The sequence below is a fragment of the Lacinutrix sp. C3R15 genome (assembly GCF_018860825.1).
Classification (GTDB): domain Bacteria; phylum Bacteroidota; class Bacteroidia; order Flavobacteriales; family Flavobacteriaceae; genus Oceanihabitans.
In genome coordinates, this window is sequence record NZ_JAHKPZ010000038.1 from 1 (window position 1) to 18118 (window position 18118).

Genomic DNA, 18118 nt, shown 5'->3' on the forward strand with positions numbered 1-18118 from the left:
TGCTTGCACTTGAACTACAAACAAGAAAGCGAGAATAATATATAATTTTTTCATTTTAATTAATTAGTTAATTAGTTTTCTCTATTTAAATATACCCAAGATGTTTTGGTTTTGTTTCCTTGATATTCCATTACGTAGAAATAAGTTCCTACTGGTAATTCATCGCCACTATCAGACTGACCATACCAATCATTAGTATAATTAGTTTTAGAGTATACTTTAATACCATGTCTGTTAAAAATTTCTAATTTACTAACATCATATCCTGTTAAATCGAAATTATCATTTTTACCATCATTATTAGGAGATATACCTTGAGGAATAATACAATTAATACTTTCTACAAGTACGTCATTGTAAACCACGCAACCTAAGTCATTAGTTACTTCTACCACGTAGTTAAATGAACTTCCAGACATTGGAGGAGTAAAAATACTTGCATCTATAACAAATACATTATCACCAACAGTATTAGTTTGTAAAACAGAATCCATATCATCATATAATACATATGTTGCAGTACTAGCATCATAACTATCATTTGCTGGGTTAATAGTTAACTCATAAATAGCACCATTACAATCCCCTATTACTGTAAAATCAAATGCATCAAGAGTAGTTAAAACCTGAGTGCTAGTTTCACTACATACTCCTGAAGTTGTGTATTCTATAGTGTATGAAGTTCCTGGCAATGCATTAGTAACTTCACCTGTTACAGGGTCAATTAGAGTTCCATCTGTTACTGCTGGGTTGAAACTAAAAGTTCCGCCAGCGTCTCCAGTAATTACCACAGTACCACCATCACATCCAGCAGTTACAGTAAACGATGCATCTTCTGCATCTAAAACAGTAACATCTTCTGAACTAGTTGCGGAACAAGAACCAGATGTAGTATATACTACCGTATATGTTTCTCCAGGTGTAGCCTCTGTTACTGTACCTGTTGCTGCATCAATTAATGCACCATCTGTTGGCACAGGATCAAAAGTAAATGTACCTCCTGTAGTTCCTGTAATTTCTGCAGTACCTCCATCACAAGTTGCTGTCATAGTAAAAGTAGCGTCTTCTACACTAGAATCATCAAAAGTAATTACAACATCATCTGTAACAGTAGATGTACCACCTGTACAAAGCTCATAAGTAATAGAAGCTGTATATGTAGTTGTTTCTGTAGGTGAAACTGTTATTGTTTCAGTATCTCCTAAAGATGTAGTACCATCAAACCATTCAAAAGTATAGTTTGGAGTACCTCCTGAAGGAGCAAATCTCCAATACTCATCACTTGCAGACCAGTCTCCTGTATTTCTTCCTGGAGGAGTAAATGCAACCGTTCCTGCTACGTTTTGAACACCTATTACAGCGCTACCACTATTCCAAGTTGTACAAGTTGGTTTATCAAAAACATTTACATCAATATTGTTAGATGATTCATATAAAATAATCTGACTGCTTGATGTTAAAGAATTACAACTAAAGTGACATACATCTGTATAATTAACAACAAACTGTCTATAAGGAGCAGAACCTAAAATATAATAATTGATATCACCACAAACACTTGGGTCTATATCATGCGCAACACCAAATATATTAGCTTCAGATAATGCATTATTTGTACTATTAGGTAAACTATCTGTAAAGCCCCAAGCATTGTAGCCACCAGCATTTTCTAATTCAAAAGATAATACACCATTAGAACCAATAAGTATTTGACTATATGTTTCCCCAAAGAAACAGAATTCAAATCCTAATTCAATAATATCTGACCATGTATCATCAATATCTAAACTAGTTGGCTCACCTCCACTTGTAGCAGGAGTTGGACAAACATCTAGAGCATTAACTACATAAGTATTAGTATCGGTTCCGAAAAGGTGGAAACTTGCAGTTAAGTCTGTTTCTGGATCATCACAGGTTACTGTTTGATCTTCACCAGCATAAATAATAGAACAAGGATTTGGTGCTGGAGGACAAACAAATGTTAATGACATGCTATCAACAACACAGTTTGCGTCATCAGTATTTGCTGCAGAAAGTATAACTTCTGTATTCGCAGTATAAGGACCAAATACTACAACACCAGGTTCTGTTAGAACTTGAGGAGCACTACCTTGATCATCTGTTACTGTTATTGAAGTAGCGTCACCAAAGTCTGTAACGTTTACTTCTACGTTAAATTCTGGATTATCTGGATCTGTATTACAATCACCAACCACATCAAAATCTACAGTTTGTGGTATACATGTTTGACACCATACATCAAAATCCCATGGTGTATAACCTGTACTTGATTGACAACTACCTGAACCATCAGAATCTATTGCAACAGATATAGAGCTTCCAGTACTTGAAAATGTTAATCCTGTAAGATCTCCACCATTATCGTCTTGAAATAAAATAGAACCATCTGAATCATAAACAATTATTTCATCCCAAAAGTTTTCAATATCACCTGCATTAAACATAAGATTTAATGGGTAACCATCTGCACTTGCAAAATAAAATACCATTGGGTCATTATTACCATAACAATATGTAGTATTATAAGGACCTGCTGCACAATCTATAATAACATTTGGATCATTACGTGTTGTAAAGCTTTCTTCTGTACAACCTGTAGCATCTCCATTACCATTATATGGTACAATAGTTACATAATACGTTGTAGCATAGTCTAAAGTTCCTGGATCATAAGTTAAAACATCTCCTACATCTAAACCATTAAGCACATCTGTTCCTCCTGGTGTTGTACCTATATATAATTTATAACCGTCTACAATAACAGATGCTGCAGACCAAGTTAAATCATCATTTTCATCTACATCTATCTCACCATCCACAGGACCTGTAAGTGCTGCATTACAATTAGGTAAGGCTGTTGTATCTACACAAGCGACATCAAAACTAACTGGTGTATAACCACTAGATTCACAGCTTCCGAAACCATCTGCGTCAAAAAAGATATATAGATTACCACTATTACCTACAAAATTAAATCCTGCTAAATCACTATTACCTACAATTCCGTCATTAGAATCATATAAAAGTGTTCCGGTATTGTCTGTACCATCATAGATAAATAAATCATCCCATGTATTACCAGAGAATGCACTTTCTTCTAAGAAACCAGCAAGAAAAGAAATTGAAATAGGGTTTCCGTTTGAAGATGCAAACCACAATTCAATTATTTCGTTATTTTCATAACAAAATGTTGTATTTATTACTTCACTAGTATCACAATCTACAATTTGATTAGGATCATCTTTTACAGTAAAGCTTTCTTCTACACAATCTACAGCAGAACCATTAACATTGTATGGTACAATAGTTACATAATACGTTGTAGAATACTCTAATACTCCTGGGTCATATGTTAAAACATTTCCTACATCTAAATTATCTAAAACGTCTACACCTCCTGGTGTTGTTCCTATAGACAAGTAATACCCTTCAACAAATACTGTTGCTGCACTCCATGTTAAATCTTCATTTTCATTTACATCTACTGCTCCGTTAACTGGAGAAGTTAGAGATGCATTACAGTTAGGTAAAGCTGTTGTATCTACACAAGAAACTGTAAAATTCCAAGGATTATTTGTACAACTAACCACAGAACCATCTGATGTTACTCCTATTGAGATTGAACCTCCTGTAGAAGTAAACATTAATCCTGCTAGATTTCCTCCATTACCATAACCATTATATAATTCTGTTCCGTCTGAATCTGTTACCACTAATTCATCAAAGATATTTTCTGTAGTTCCTGAATTAAAAACGACCACTAAAGGTGCTCCTGAATTACTTGCAAAACTATACACTGTATTGTCGTTATTTTCATAACAAAAAATAGTATTTACTTCTTCACTTATAGAACAGTCTACTATTTGATTAGGATCATTTTCTGTTGTAAAAGTTTGTTCATTACAATTAACAGCTGAACCATTATCATTATAAGGAACAATAGTTACATAATACGTAGTTTCATAAGCTAAAGTACCTAAAGTATAATTTGTAGCTCCAAACACATCTACATTATCAACAACATCTGTTCCTCCTGGCGTTGTACCAACAGAAAGAATATAACCAGTAACTAAAACAGAAGCTGGGCTCCAAACTAAATCTGTATTTACATCTACATCTATTGCACCATTTACTGGTGTTGTTAAAGTAGCATTACAGTTTGGTAAAGCTGTTGTATCTACACAAGACACATCAAAATCTATAGGTATATAACCATTAGCAGCACAACTTATAGAACTATCACTATCAATTTCAATAAAAACAAAACCTGAGGTAGCTATTACAGAAACTCCTGTTAAATCTCCATCATTATTATCATCATAAAGTACGGTTCCTGTATTGTCAGTACCATCATAAATAGTAATTTCATCACAACAAGACTCCATTTGTCCTGCATTAAAAAACACATTTAAAGGACCTCCTGTTGAACTTTGAAAGTTCCACGTTGTTGTATCACTGTTACCATAACAGTATACTGTATTAATTGGTAAGCCTGAAGCACAATCTACAGGTGCATTTGGATCTGCTCCTGTTGTAAAGGTATATTCTGTACAATCTACTGCATCACCATTAGCATTAAAAGGAGTAATTGTTACATAATATGTAGTACCATATTCTAAATCTGGTAAGTCATAAGTTGTAGACAAACCTGTATTTACATTATCTAAAACATCTGTTCCTCCAGGAGTTGTACCAACAGATAAAGTATATCCTGTAGGTATTCCTGTTGCATCAGTCCATTCTAAATCTGTAGTAATAGAAACTCCTGAACTACCATTTGTTGGTGTAAGTAAGTTTACACAAGAAGGAGGATCTACAACTACTTGTGTTGCAGAAACATTATCTAAATACAGATAATAAGTAACATCTGTATCTGTAGTAATCCAATTAGTATTAATACGTAACTTAAAGTCACTTCCTGTTGGAACATCTGCTGCAGGAACTACTACAGACCAGTTAGCACAAATATTTGATGTAACATGGTTTGAATCATCAATAGTGTCAACTGTCACCCAGTTTGTCCCGTCATCTACAGAATATTGCACCAATATTTCACCCCAACCAGGTTGTGTTTCGGTTGTTGCTAAAGACCAATCTACTATTTTATAATCAAAGGCAATAGTTAAATCAGATCCATTAGATTCACCTACAATATTTGGCGAGGTAAGTTGTGCATCTGTATTTGTAACATCTAAGTTTGCTCTTACAGATCTACCATCACAGTTTTCAACAAAAGATACTGAGTAATCTTCTGCATCACTTGTCCAACCAGTTGGCAAAGTAACTCCAGAGTCGAAATTTTCTACTAAACCCACTTGGGAGAAGCCTACAAGAGACATAAACCCCAATAATAGGGAAAGGGTAATTTTTTTCATTTTACGGTTAAGGTTAGTTAATAAATATTAAATATTTTTTTTGTAATTTACTGTTATATAAACTATTATATTTAATTGTGCTTTTTTTATTAAAACACCACCTATATTTTGATGCTTTAATTAATTACCTAAAGTATAAAAAAAGATTAGCCCTAATAAATTAACTTTAATTTAATAGATTAAATACATTTTTATCCGATAAAAAACCTGTTTTATTAACAGGTATGGTGTTTTTGCAAATACTTTATGAAGTAGGATTTGGTATGGTATTATGCACCTCTTTTATCCTGTCTAAAACTTCTTTTTTTAGCTCAATATTTACACTATCTATATTTTCTTTTAATTGGGCTATTGTAGTTGCTCCTATAATATTACTTGTTACAAAAGGCTGCTGTGTTACAAACGCTAGAGACATTTGTGCTAAACTCATATTATAATCTTCGGCTATTTTTAAATATTTTTTGGTAGCTTCTGTACAAGAGTCACTACTATACCTATTAAATCTAGAAAATAATTTTAATCTTGCATTAGCAGCTGCAGTACCTTTAATATACTTACCTGAAAGCACACCAAATGCCATTGGCGAATATGCTAACAAACCAATATTTTCTCGCATTGAAATTTCTGCCATATCCCCTTCAAAAACACGATTAAGTAAAGAGTATGCATTTTGAATGGTTATCATTCTTGGTAAGTTATGTTGTTTAGATTCTTCTAAATAACGCATGGTTCCCCAAGCTTTTTCGTTTGAAATTCCTATTTGACGAATTTTACCTGACTTGATAATTGTATCTAAAGTATGTAATATTTCATTAAAATTATCTTGCCATGCATCATTTGGATTGTGTGCATAATCTCTAACTCCAAAAGTATTGGTTTGTCTTTCTGGCCAATGTAATTGATACAGATCAATATAATCTGTTTGTAAACGCTCTAAACTTTTGTTTACAGCATCCTGAATAGCTTTTGGCGTAAAACCATCGGTTCTAATATGTGCCGTATAATCTCCTGGTCCTGCAATTTTTGATGCCAACACAACCTTGTCTCTGTTTCCAGATTTTTTAAACCAATTACCTATTATACGTTCTGTTTCTGCATAAGTTTCGACATTTGCAGGAACTGGGTATAATTCTGCAGTATCAAAAAAATTCACTCCTTGATCTAAAGCATAATCCATTTGAGCAAACCCTTCGTCTTGGGTATTTTGATTTCCCCAAGTCATGGTACCTAAACAGATTTTACTTACTTTAATACTGGTATTTGGTAGTGTAGTATATTTCATCTTTAGTTTCTATAAAAGTGCTTTCTTTTTTAATTAGTTATAATAAATAACAAGCAGTATTGACTTTTTGCAACACTATTAAATATCATTTAAAAGCTTAGTTACCTCGTCTAATTTAGGAGTTAAAATAACTTCTATTCTTCTATTTTTTGCTTTTCCTTCAGTAGTTTCATTACTTGCTATTGGTGCAAATTCCCCACGTCCTGCAGCAGTTAAATTTTCTGGTTGAATCGCTTTATTCTCCCTTAATATATTAACAATTGCTGTTGCACGTTTGGTTGACAAATCCCAGTTGCTAGAAATTTGTCCTGTTCCAGTATATGGTACATTATCTGTATGCCCTTCAATTAAAACTGCTATTTCGGCATTTTCACCAAGTACAGAACCTAGTTGTTGTACTGCTTTTTTTCCTTGAACACCAACTGCCCAACTACCAGATTCAAAAAGCAATTTATTCTCCATAGAGACATATACTTTTCCATCACGTTGCTCAACGGTTAATCCTTTACCTTCAAAATCTGTTAATGCTTTAGAGATGGCATTTTTTAATTGTGTCATTGCAGCATCTTTTGCAGCAATCATGTTTTCTAATTCGGCAACTCGATTAGAACGTTGTTCTAATTCGCTTTTTATTTTTTCAAGCCTAAGATTTTCTGCTTCTAAGGCTTGTTCTTTAGCTTCTAATTGCGCTAATAACTCTCTATTTTTTTTAGAGTTTTCTGCTATAGATGCAGAACTGTTTTTTTCTAAAGCATCATAAGAAGCTTTTAAATTTTCTAGATTTGTTTTAGATGCATTATAATCTGCCTGCAATTGGTCTCTATTAGCAATGGCTTGATCATAATCTTTTTTAAGCGTTGCGTAATCGTTTTCTGTTTTGTTATTTGCTTGTAAAAGAGATTCGTTTTCATCAGAAAGCTTTCTGTTTTCTTTTTTTAAGCTTGCATATTTACTTTCTAAATCTTTATATACTTTAGGCGAAACGCATGAGGTTACTGCTATTGTTGCTATTGCTAAAACTACTAATTTACTTTTCATATTGTATTTGGGTTCTTTTGGGTTCTTTATATTCTGTCTTTTGATTTTTTGTAAAAACCAATTACTACTAACTAAAAACTAAGTAGTAGTTCTTTTATTATTCTATTTCAACTAAAACTGGACAATGATCACTGTGCACAGCTTCTTGAAGAATAACGCTTCTTTTAATTTTTTCTTTTATAGGGTTTGCAACCATAGTATAATCTAAACGCCAACCTTTATTATTTGCTCTAGAATTTGCACGATAACTCCACCAGCTATATTCTTGTTTTTCTGGGTGTTTATAACGAAAAGCATCTGTAAAACCACTAGCAATAAAATTGCCAATCCACTCTCTTTCTATAGGAAGAAAACCTGAAACGCCTTTCATTTTAGGATTATGTATATCTATTTCTTCATGACATATATTATAATCGCCACAAATAACAAGATTAGGTATTTCTTTTTTTAAGTTATTAATATACTCCTGAAACATATCCATATATTCTAACTTATGCTCCAATCTTGCATCATTTGTTCCAGAAGGCAAATACAAACTCATTACAGAAACATCTTTAAAATCTGCACGAATATTTCTACCTTCAAAATCCATAGACTCTATTCCTGTACCAAATTCTACATGATCCGGTTTAGTTTTACTTAAAATAGCAACACCACTATACCCTTTTTTTTGAGCAGAAAACCAATAATTATATTGGTAACCAGCTTCTACAAAAACATCTAAATCTAGTTGTTCTTTCATTGCTTTTATTTCTTGCAAACAAATTACATCTGGGTTTGCTGCTTTTAGCCAATCTATAAAGCCTTTATTTAGTGCTGCTCGAATTCCGTTTACGTTGTATGAGATTATTTTCAAAAGGTTTTTTATTTTAAAATAGTTATGTTTCAGCTAAAATAAATAATGCTTTACATTTACACTAAAATATTAATGTCCTTTTAACAAAAAACTATCCATAAAATATTTTAGGTATTTTTTAGTTTTAGTAACGCATGAAGTTTACATACTTTCTTTTAATGTTCTTAATTGGTTTTACTGCTTTAGCACAAGACCAAGAATCTAATTACAAGACCAAAAAGGTTCTTGTACAAGACAGTATTGCTATAGACAGTGTTAGCATAAACCCAGCTTACTTTACTATTAAAAGAAAAGACAACACTATTATTGACAGCACTTACTATTCTGTAGATTTTGCAAAAGCAAAACTATATTTAAAAAAACCTATTGCAACAGACTCTTTATTTATTAACTACTTGAAATATCCTGATTTTATAACCAAAACCTATAAACAGTTAGACCAAAAAGTTATAGTAGAAAACACAGACAACCAGCAGCAGTTATATAAAATAAAACAACCTAGCCTAACCAATACCTTTACACCTTTTGACGGCTTAACAACTTCTGGAAGTATTTCTCGAGGCGTTATTATTGGTAACAATCAAAACTCGGTTTTAAATAGCGAATTAGATTTACAAATTACTGGTAAATTAAACGATAAGGTTTCTTTAAGAGCTTCTATACAAGACGCAAACATTCCGCTTCAAGAAAGTGGCTATTCGCAACGCTTAGATGAATTTGACCAAGTATTCGTTGAACTGTTTAGCGATAACTGGAAAATTCGCGCTGGAGATGTAGACCTAGAAAACACACAGTCTACTTTTGCTAATTTTTCTAAACGCGTTCAAGGCCTATCTCTTGATGCAACCTTACACCATCCAGATTCTAAAACCAATGTTTTTGCTGCTGGCGCAATTGTAAGAGGCCAATTTACCTCCAGTCAATTTACAGCAGAAGAAGGAAACCAAGGACCTTATAAATTAAGCGGACCCAACAACGAGCTATATGTACTTGTTGTTTCTGGTAGCGAAACGGTTTACGTAAACGGAATTACCTTAGAAAGAGGTGAAAACAATGACTACATTATAAATTACAATGCTGGCGAAATTATTTTTAATTCTACTTTTCCTATAACTAGTGAAATGCGTATTACTGTAGACTACCAATACAGCGAACGCAATTACTCCAGATTAGTAGTATACGGAGGAAGCAACTACGAAAGCGAAAAACTAAAACTTGGGGTTGCTGTATATAGTGAAAATGACGCAAAAAACAACCCTTTACAACAAAACCTATCTACAGAACAAGTAGAAATATTAGCAAATGCTGGAGATGACGAAACACTCATGACAGCTTCTTCGGCAACTCCTGAAACCTATAATGAAAACCGGATTTTATATAAAAAAGAAGTTATTAATGGTGTAGAAGCTTTTGTGTTTTCTAACAACGAAGATGATGAACTTTACAGCGTAAGCTTTTCTTTAGTTGGTGATAACTTAGGAAATTACGTAGTAAGCAATATTAACGCCATTAGTACTATTTATGAATATGTAGAACCCTTAGCAGGAATAGCTCAAGGAAATTATGAACCCATAACCAACCTTATTGCACCAGACAAATTACAAATAGCTGTTGTAAACGGAAGCTATACACCTAGCACAAAAACAAATATTGGTTTTGAACTTGCTGGAAGTAAAAATGATTTAAATCTATTCTCTAATTTAGATGATGATGACAATGATGGTTTTGCTGCTAAAATAAAATTTGAACAAGCAATATTAAAAAAAGATAGCCTTTGGAATTTAAATACTTTTGCTGATGCAATCTACATGCAAGAAAATTTTAGAACCATTGAGCGTTTATATAATGCTGAATTTATTCGCGATTGGAATATAGAACAAACCTCAACCAATGAAAATGTAATAGACAATGGTAACCAAACACTTTTTACCACTGGTGTACAAACAACACATCATGAAAAAGGACTAGCCAAATACCAATATGAATATTTAAATTATTCTGAAAACTTTAACGGAAGCAGACATATACTCTATGGAGATTTAAGGTTAAATAAATGGCAAATAACATCAAACTCTAGTGCTTTAAATGCAGAATCTACTTTAAACAATTCTACTTTTTTAAGAAGCTACAACAGTATAACCTATAGCCTTAAAAAAGCTTGGATTGGCACAAAACTCGATTATGAAAACAACGAACAAAAAGACAAAGCTACAGACACCTTTACCGCATTAAGCCAACGATATAAATCGTACGAAATATATACAGGAATTGGTGATAGCACCAAAATATTTGCAGAAATTGGTTACAAGCACAGAATTAATGATAGTGTAGTAGGTACCAATCTTCAAAAAGTAAACACCTCAAACACCTACTATATAGATTCAAGAATTATTCAAAATCAAAATACTAACCTAGCCATTTACGCCAATTACAGAACATTAAACAATGTAGATGAAACACTAGACAACGAAGAATCTTTAAATTCCAGAATACAATTCAGTCAAAAATTATTTAAGCAAATGCTACACTGGAATACGGTGTACGAAACCAATTCTGGAACCTTAGCACAACAAGAATTTACCTATGTAGAAGTAGAAGCAGGACAAGGAGCATACACCTGGATTGACTATAACGAAAACAACATTCAAGAGTTAGAAGAATTTGAAATCGCTCAATTTGCAGATCAAGGTACTTATATAAGAGTATTACTACCTAACCAAGTATATGTAAAAACGCATCAAAACAGGTTTAGTCAAACCATAACACTAAACCCTCAACAATGGGCAACTAATGATAAGGGGTTAAAAAAAACACTGTCTCATTTTTACAATCAAACGTCTTACTTAATAGACAGAAAACAAAAACGCGAAGGCAGCTCTTTTGACCTTAACCCTTTTAAAGATGATGCAGAAAAACGCCTTGGTTTACAATCTAGCTTTAGAAATGTTTTCTTTTTTAATAGAGGAAAACAACATTACACAACCTCTTATACTTTTTTAACAAGCGACTCTAAAAACCTACTAACTATAGGCTCTTTAGAGGCTAACTCCAAAAGCCACCAGTTACTTTTTAACCATAAATTTGCCACAAATTGGCTAGCAAACTTATCCACCAGTTTTAGCACTAATGAAAGTAAAAGCGAAAACTACACAAGTAAAAACTATAATATAGATGAAACACAGTTAAACCCAAAATTATCTTATTTATTTAATGATAATACACGCTTTGATATATATTACCAATACACAAACAAAGAAAATACAATCACTGACCTAGAAACACTACAACAACAAAAATATGGTGCTTCTTTTGCTTTTTCTAGTCAACAGCAAATGGCTATTTCTGGAGAATTTAACTATTTTTCAAACACTTTTACAGGAGACTCTAGTTCGCCTGTTGCATACCAAATGCTAGAAGGTTTACAACCAGGAAAAAACTTTACATGGACTCTTTTAGTGCAGAAAAAACTAACCAAATACCTAGACTTAAATCTGAGTTATTTTGGTAGAAACACAGAAACTAGTAAAACCATTCACACAGGTAACATACAATTAAAAGCCTATTTTTAAATCATTTGTAACCTATGTTACGTATTTAATAATGCTAAATTTGTAAATTAGCATTTGTTATGAACAAGGTTTTAGCATTTACTTATTCTATTTTGATTCTCATCCAGAGTTTCAACATTAACTTAGAAGATTTTTCTAAGATTAATGCTTTGCTAAATCACGCCGAATTTCACAAAGAAATGTATGGCGATACTTTTTTTGAATTTATAGCAGAACATTATGGCGATGCTAAAGACAGCCATAAAAACGACCACAAAGAGCATGACGATTTACCTTTTAAAGACAGTCATCACATTTGTACTCACATCAACACATCCTTTATTAGTATTACTAACCATTTCGATTTTATCTATACCGATTTTATAGAAATACCTTTTAATTTTCACTACAACGAAGCATTAACAGATTCTGAAAAATCTTCTGTTTTTCAGCCACCCAAACACGCATAATTCATTTTAGATTTTAATCCTGTACTATAAAACAGGCATTTATTATTTTTTAAATTAATATGAATTATGTTAACAAACATTATCAAATTTAGCTTAAACAATAAGCTAATTGTTTTTCTATTTACAGCCTTTATTTTAGGCTTTGGTATTTTTTCATTATCCCAAATACCAATTGGTGCTGTACCAGACATCACCAACAATCAAGTACAAGTTATTACAACTTCAAGAAACCTATCTACACAAGATGTCGAGCAGTTTATTACCTATCCTGTAGAGCTAGAAATGGCCAATTTACCAGGAGTTGAAGAAATTAGATCGGTTTCAAAATTCGGGTTATCCGTAGTTACCATTGTATTTAATGATGATTTAGGCACCTATTTACCACGCCAGCTTATTGCTGAAAAAATTAAATCTGCTTCAGAGCAAATACCTGAAGGTTTTGGCGCTCCAGAAATGGGACCTATAACAACAGGATTAGGTGAAATTTATCAATATATATTAGACGTAAAACCCGGTTATGATGACCAATACAGTACAACCGATTTACGTACCATTCAAGATTGGATTGTTAAACGCCAATTATCAGGAATTCCTGGGGTGGTAGAAATCAATACCTGGGGAGGATTTTTAAAACAATATGAAGTTGCTATTAACCCCAACAAACTAACAGCAATGCATATTTCTATTGCAGAAATTTATGACGCTTTAGAAAAAAACAACAGTGTAACAGGAGGTGGTTATATTGAAAAAAATAACAAAGCATTTTTTATTCGCGGTGAAGGATTGGTTAGCTCCTTACAAGATATTGAAAATATTGTTGTTAAAAATGATGGCACACCTATTTATATTAAAGATGTTGCTAATGTAGGTTTTGGTAGCGCTACACGTTTTGGTGCCATAACTGGAAATGGAGAGGGTGAAAAAGTATTGGGGCAAATCATGATGCTTAAAAACGGAAACTCTAAAGAAGTAATTGACACAGTTAAAGAACGTGTTGCACAAATACAAAGCACACTACCTGAAGGGGTTTATATTAATGGTTTTTTAGAGCGTAGCGAACTCATTAACAAAACCACGTTTACAGTAGCAGAAAACTTAATTTTAGGATCTTTAATCGTCATTTTTGTCGTGGTTTTACTCCTTGGTAATTGGCGATCTGGATTGGTTGTAGCTTCTGTTATTCCGTTAAGTTTATTATTTGCCATTATATTAATGAACTACTTTGGTGTAGATGCTAATTTAATGAGTTTAGGTGCTATTGATTTTGGTATCATCATCGATGGAGCTGTTATTATTGTCGAGTTTATTGCTTTTCAAATCATGTCTAAAACCAAACATTTGGCAGAAATTAGCAAAAAAGAAAAACAAGCAGAAATAGACCAAATAACACTAAAAAGCGCTTCAAAAATGATGAATTCTGCCATTTTTGGCCAATTAATCATCTTAATTGTATTTATCCCTATTTTATCTTTAAGTGGTATTGAAGGTAAAATGTTTAGACCAATGGCTATGACCTTTAGCTTTGCTCTAATAGGAGCCATGATTTTATGCCTAACCTATGTTCCTGTAGTTTCATCGTTATTTTTAAAACCTAACAAACAATCTGCTAAAAACATTTCGGTAAGGCTCATGCAGTTTTTAAACAAAGGATACCAACCAATTATAAACTGGGCTTTAAACAACAAAAAAATAGTAATTGTACTTTCTGCAATATTACTAACATCCAGTATATGGATTTTTAGTAAAATGGGAGGCGAATTTGTACCTACTTTAGATGAAGGTGATTTTGTTATTCAACCCGTTTTAAAAACAGGAACATCTCTTGGAAAAACCATAGAAATAACCACCAGAATAGAACAGATTTTATTAGATAATTTTCCAGAAGTAGATCAGGTAGTTACTCGTATTGGTGCAGCAGAAGTACCTACAGACCCAATGTCTATGGAAGAGAGTGATGTTATTATAAAACTAATACCTAAAAAACAATGGACATCTGCAAACAGTAAAGATGAATTAGCAGATAAATTTAAAGAAGCATTAAAGGTTATTCCTGGTATGGAAGTTGAATTTACACAACCTATTGAAATGCGATTTAACGAGCTAGTTACAGGTGTAAGGGCAGATGTTGCTATTAAAATCTTTGGAGAAGACTTAACCATTTTAGCTACTAAAGCTGACCAAATAAAAAACCTTATTAAAAATGTAGAAGGTGCTGCAGATATTTCTGTAGAAAAAGTAGAAGGTTTGCCACAAATGAGTGTAACATTTAATAGAAGTAAAATTGCACGTTACGGACTAAACATTAAAGAGGTAAACCGTATAATTTCTATGGGTTTTGCTGGTGCTACTGTAGGAAATGTTTTTGAAGGCGAAAAACGCTTCGACTTAGTACTTCGCCTACAACAAAACAGTAGAAAAAACCTAGAAAGCCTACAAAATTTATTTGTTGACACTCCTAACGGAAACAAAATACCGCTTAGCGAATTAGCCGAAATCAAATACACTAATGGTCCTGCGCAAATATCACGTGATGATACCAAAAGACGTATTGTTGTTGGTATAAATGTAAGAAACAGAGACTTACAATCTGTGGTACAAGACATACAAAACATACTAGAAAGTAAACTAAAATTACCAACTGGATACAACATTACTTATGGCGGACAATTTGAAAACCTGCAAAGTGCAAAAGACAGACTACTAATAGCTGTTCCTGTTGCTTTATTACTCATATTCATCTTACTTTATTTTGCCTTTCACTCGGTAAAAGAAGCGCTTATTGTATACTCTGCCATTCCGCTTTCTGCTGTTGGAGGCATCTTATTACTTTGGCTTAGAGGTTTACCTTTTAGTATATCTGCAGGTGTTGGGTTTATTGCTCTTTTTGGTATTGCTGTACTTAATGGTATTGTACTAATTGAACATTTTAAAGAACTAAAAGAACGAGGATTTTCAAATATTAATGAACGCATTAAAAAAGGAACTAGTGAACGTTTACGCCCTGTTTTACTTACAGCTGCTGCTGCTGCTTTAGGGTTTTTACCTATGGCTGTTTCTACAAATGCTGGAGCAGAAGTACAACGTCCATTAGCAACCGTTGTTATTGGTGGTTTGGTAACAGCAACGCTACTAACCTTGGTTGTTTTACCAATTTTATATGCTTGGTTTGAAGAAAAAAAAGAACTTAAAATGAAGAAAAAAAACATAGTAACAGTACTTGTTTTGCTACTAACATTTCAAATACAAGCACAAAACAAGCCTTTAACCATTGAGCAAACTTTAGCTTTAGCAATTGAAAATAACGCAAGTTTAAAAGCTGAAAATTTAAAAACAAATCAAGAAAACGCACTCGTTAATTCTGCTTTTAGCTTTGATAAAACGAATATCTATTATAATTATGACGAAAGTAACTTAGCTATAAACAACAAACCTTTAAAGGTTTTTGGAGTATCACAAGACTTTAAATTTCCTACGGTTTATTTTGCTCAAAAAAAACAAAACCTATCTAAATTAGGAATGCAAAAAGCATCTTACAGCATGCAATTACAGCAGGTAAAAAAGTTAGTTTATGTTAATTATTACCAATTAAGCTACGCAAAAAATAAAGTTAAAAACTATAAATACCTAGATAGTTTGTATCAAGATTTTGTTGTAAAAGCAGAACGTCGTTTTGAGCTAGGGGAAACAAATTACCTAGAAATGATTACGGCTCGCTCTAAACAAAAACAATTAGAAACACTTTACAAACAATCGCTTCTAGAAGTAAACTTATCAAGAGAACAACTAAAAAAAGTGGTGCAAATAGACTCTATCGCAATTGCAGATGATTTACTTAAAAAATTGGAAGTAGAAAATATATCCGTAAATCAAAACGCAGGCCTTTCCTTGTTTGACGCTTCTATTAATTATCAAAAAGCACAAACTACTTTAGAAAAACAAAACCTGCTTCCAGATATTAATGCAACATATTTTCAAGGAACTAACAATGGTTTAAACAAAAACTTAACAGGCTACCAACTAGGCCTTAAAATACCTATTTTGTTTGGCGCACAACGTTCTAAAATTAAAGCTGCAAAAATTGCACAAGAAGTTGTTTTAACACAAAAACAAGATTACAAAACACAATTACACGCAGAACAGCAATCTTTATTTGCAAAATTACAGCAGTATGAAGAAGCTATTCAATATTATAAAACACAAGGACAAACCCTTTCTGAAGAAATAATAAAAACCGCTAACAGAACCTTTAAAGAAGGCGAAATTGATTTCTTTCAATACATACAAAGTGTAGAAACTGCAAAAGATATTCAACTCAATTATCTGGAGCAATTAAACAATTACAACCAAACAGTTATCAACATCAATTACTTAATTTTATAACAATGAAAAACATATATATCCTATTATTTTCAATGGTTTTAATAGCCTGCGGAAATTCAGAAAAAAAAGAATCTACAATTCTTGAACCAAAAACAAATAACAATCAAATTACCGTAACCAAAGCACAATTTGAAGGCGAAAAAATGGCTTTAGGAACCCTAACGGAATTCAATTTTAATGAAACCATTAAAGTAAACGGAATGATTGATGTGCCACCACGCAACAAGTCTAGCGTTACTACTTTTATTGGTGGTTACATTACAAAAACGCCATTACTAATTGGTGATACGGTAAAAAAAGGACAGCTTTTAGTTACCTTAGAAAACACAGCATTTGTAGAAATACAACAAAATTACTTAGAAGTTGCAGAGCAATTAAACTACTTAAAATCAGAATTCAACAGACAAAAAACATTGTTTGATGAAAAAATTACTTCTGAAAAAAATTATTTAAAAGCAGAAAGCGCATACAAAAGCAACTTGGCACATTACAACGGTTTACGTAAAAAGCTACAAATGATGCATCTAAATCCTAACAATGTAGAACAAGGCAAAATCTCTTCAACTATAAATTTATACGCACCAATTAGCGGAAATATAACAAAAGTAAACGTTAGTAACGGAACCTATGTATCACCAAGCGATGTCATTTTAGAAATTGTAGATATTGATCATATTCACTTAGAGCTATCGGTTTTTGAAAAAGACATTCTAAAAATAAAAAAAGGTCAGAAAATACTATTTAAAATCCCCGAAGCTTCTAATAAAACCTATGAAGCAGAAGTACATTTAGTTGGTACGACCATTGATGAGCAAACCAGACGTGTAAAGGTACATGCGCATGTAGATAATGACAAAGAAAACTTTATAGTAGGTATGTTTGTAGATGCAGATATTATTATAGATAGTAAAAAAGCACCAAGCCTACCAAAAGAAGCGATAATTGAAAGCGATAATAATTTCTTTGTTTTAACTTTAAAGGAAGAAAATGCTACCGAATTTTATTTTGAAAAGATTAAATTAGTCACAGGAAAACAAACCGAAACCTATATTGAAATTGTAAATACTGAAGCTTTAAAAGAAAAACAAATTGTAGTTAAAGGCACAACGTTATTAAATAACAGCGAAGAATAAAACACACAAGCGCGA

The 18118-nt window shown here is 32.5% G+C and carries 8 protein-coding genes; 4 read left to right on the forward strand and 4 right to left on the reverse strand.

Translation table 11 applies throughout. The features are described from left to right. Nucleotides 1-71: 71 nt before the first annotated feature. The 4 genes from KO494_RS14845 to KO494_RS14860 form a co-directional block, all read right to left on the reverse strand. Nucleotides 72-5396: a gliding motility-associated C-terminal domain-containing protein gene (locus KO494_RS14845; RefSeq protein ID WP_215968404.1), complete on the reverse strand. Its 5325-nt coding sequence runs from the start codon at nt 5394-5396 to the stop codon at nt 72-74. A 244-nt stretch (nt 5397-5640) separates the two neighbouring features. Further along, nucleotides 5641-6678 carry an aldo/keto reductase gene (locus KO494_RS14850; protein ID WP_215968405.1) on the reverse strand — a complete coding sequence of 346 codons (1038 nt, stop codon included), beginning with the start codon at nt 6676-6678 and terminating at the stop codon, nt 5641-5643. Between the two features lie 78 nt (nt 6679-6756). Next, entirely contained in the window at nt 6757-7716 is a 960-nt protein-coding gene (locus KO494_RS14855) for an OmpA family protein (RefSeq protein WP_215968406.1), read from the reverse strand. 97 nt (nt 7717-7813) lie between these two features. After that, a complete protein-coding gene (locus KO494_RS14860) occupies nt 7814-8572 on the reverse strand; it encodes an exodeoxyribonuclease III (protein ID WP_215968407.1) in 759 nt (252 codons plus the stop codon). A gap of 134 nt (nt 8573-8706) precedes the next feature. Between KO494_RS14860 and KO494_RS14865 the strand changes: the two genes are divergently transcribed. From KO494_RS14865 to KO494_RS14880, 4 genes are all read left to right on the forward strand, one after another. Next, nucleotides 8707-12141 (forward strand): hypothetical protein, encoded by a 3435-nt coding sequence (locus KO494_RS14865; RefSeq protein WP_215968408.1) that lies wholly within the window; start codon nt 8707-8709, stop codon nt 12139-12141. A gap of 59 nt (nt 12142-12200) precedes the next feature. Next, entirely contained in the window at nt 12201-12590 is a 390-nt protein-coding gene (locus KO494_RS14870) for a hypothetical protein (protein ID WP_215968409.1), read from the forward strand. Between the two features lie 66 nt (nt 12591-12656). Further along, nucleotides 12657-16970: a CusA/CzcA family heavy metal efflux RND transporter gene (locus KO494_RS14875; RefSeq protein WP_215968410.1), complete on the forward strand. Its 4314-nt coding sequence runs from the start codon at nt 12657-12659 to the stop codon at nt 16968-16970. Between the two features lie 2 nt (nt 16971-16972). Then, complete coding sequence (locus KO494_RS14880) at nt 16973-18103, forward strand: efflux RND transporter periplasmic adaptor subunit (RefSeq protein WP_215968411.1); 1131 nt, start codon at nt 16973-16975, stop codon at nt 18101-18103. Nucleotides 18104-18118: the final 15 nt, after the last annotated feature.

Excerpts from the sequence above, each read along its gene's own strand:
- KO494_RS14875 (WP_215968410.1), top strand. The coding sequence starts at position 12,657 with ATGTTAACAAACATTATCAAATTTAGCTTAAACAATAAGCTAATTGTT.
- KO494_RS14855 (WP_215968406.1), bottom strand. The coding sequence starts at position 7,716 with ATGAAAAGTAAATTAGTAGTTTTAGCAATAGCAACAATAGCAGTAACC.
- KO494_RS14865 (WP_215968408.1), top strand. The coding sequence starts at position 8,707 with ATGAAGTTTACATACTTTCTTTTAATGTTCTTAATTGGTTTTACTGCT.
- KO494_RS14870 (WP_215968409.1), top strand. The coding sequence starts at position 12,201 with ATGAACAAGGTTTTAGCATTTACTTATTCTATTTTGATTCTCATCCAG.
- KO494_RS14850 (WP_215968405.1), bottom strand. The coding sequence starts at position 6,678 with ATGAAATATACTACACTACCAAATACCAGTATTAAAGTAAGTAAAATC.
- KO494_RS14845 (WP_215968404.1), bottom strand. The coding sequence starts at position 5,396 with ATGAAAAAAATTACCCTTTCCCTATTATTGGGGTTTATGTCTCTTGTA.
- KO494_RS14880 (WP_215968411.1), top strand. The coding sequence starts at position 16,973 with ATGAAAAACATATATATCCTATTATTTTCAATGGTTTTAATAGCCTGC.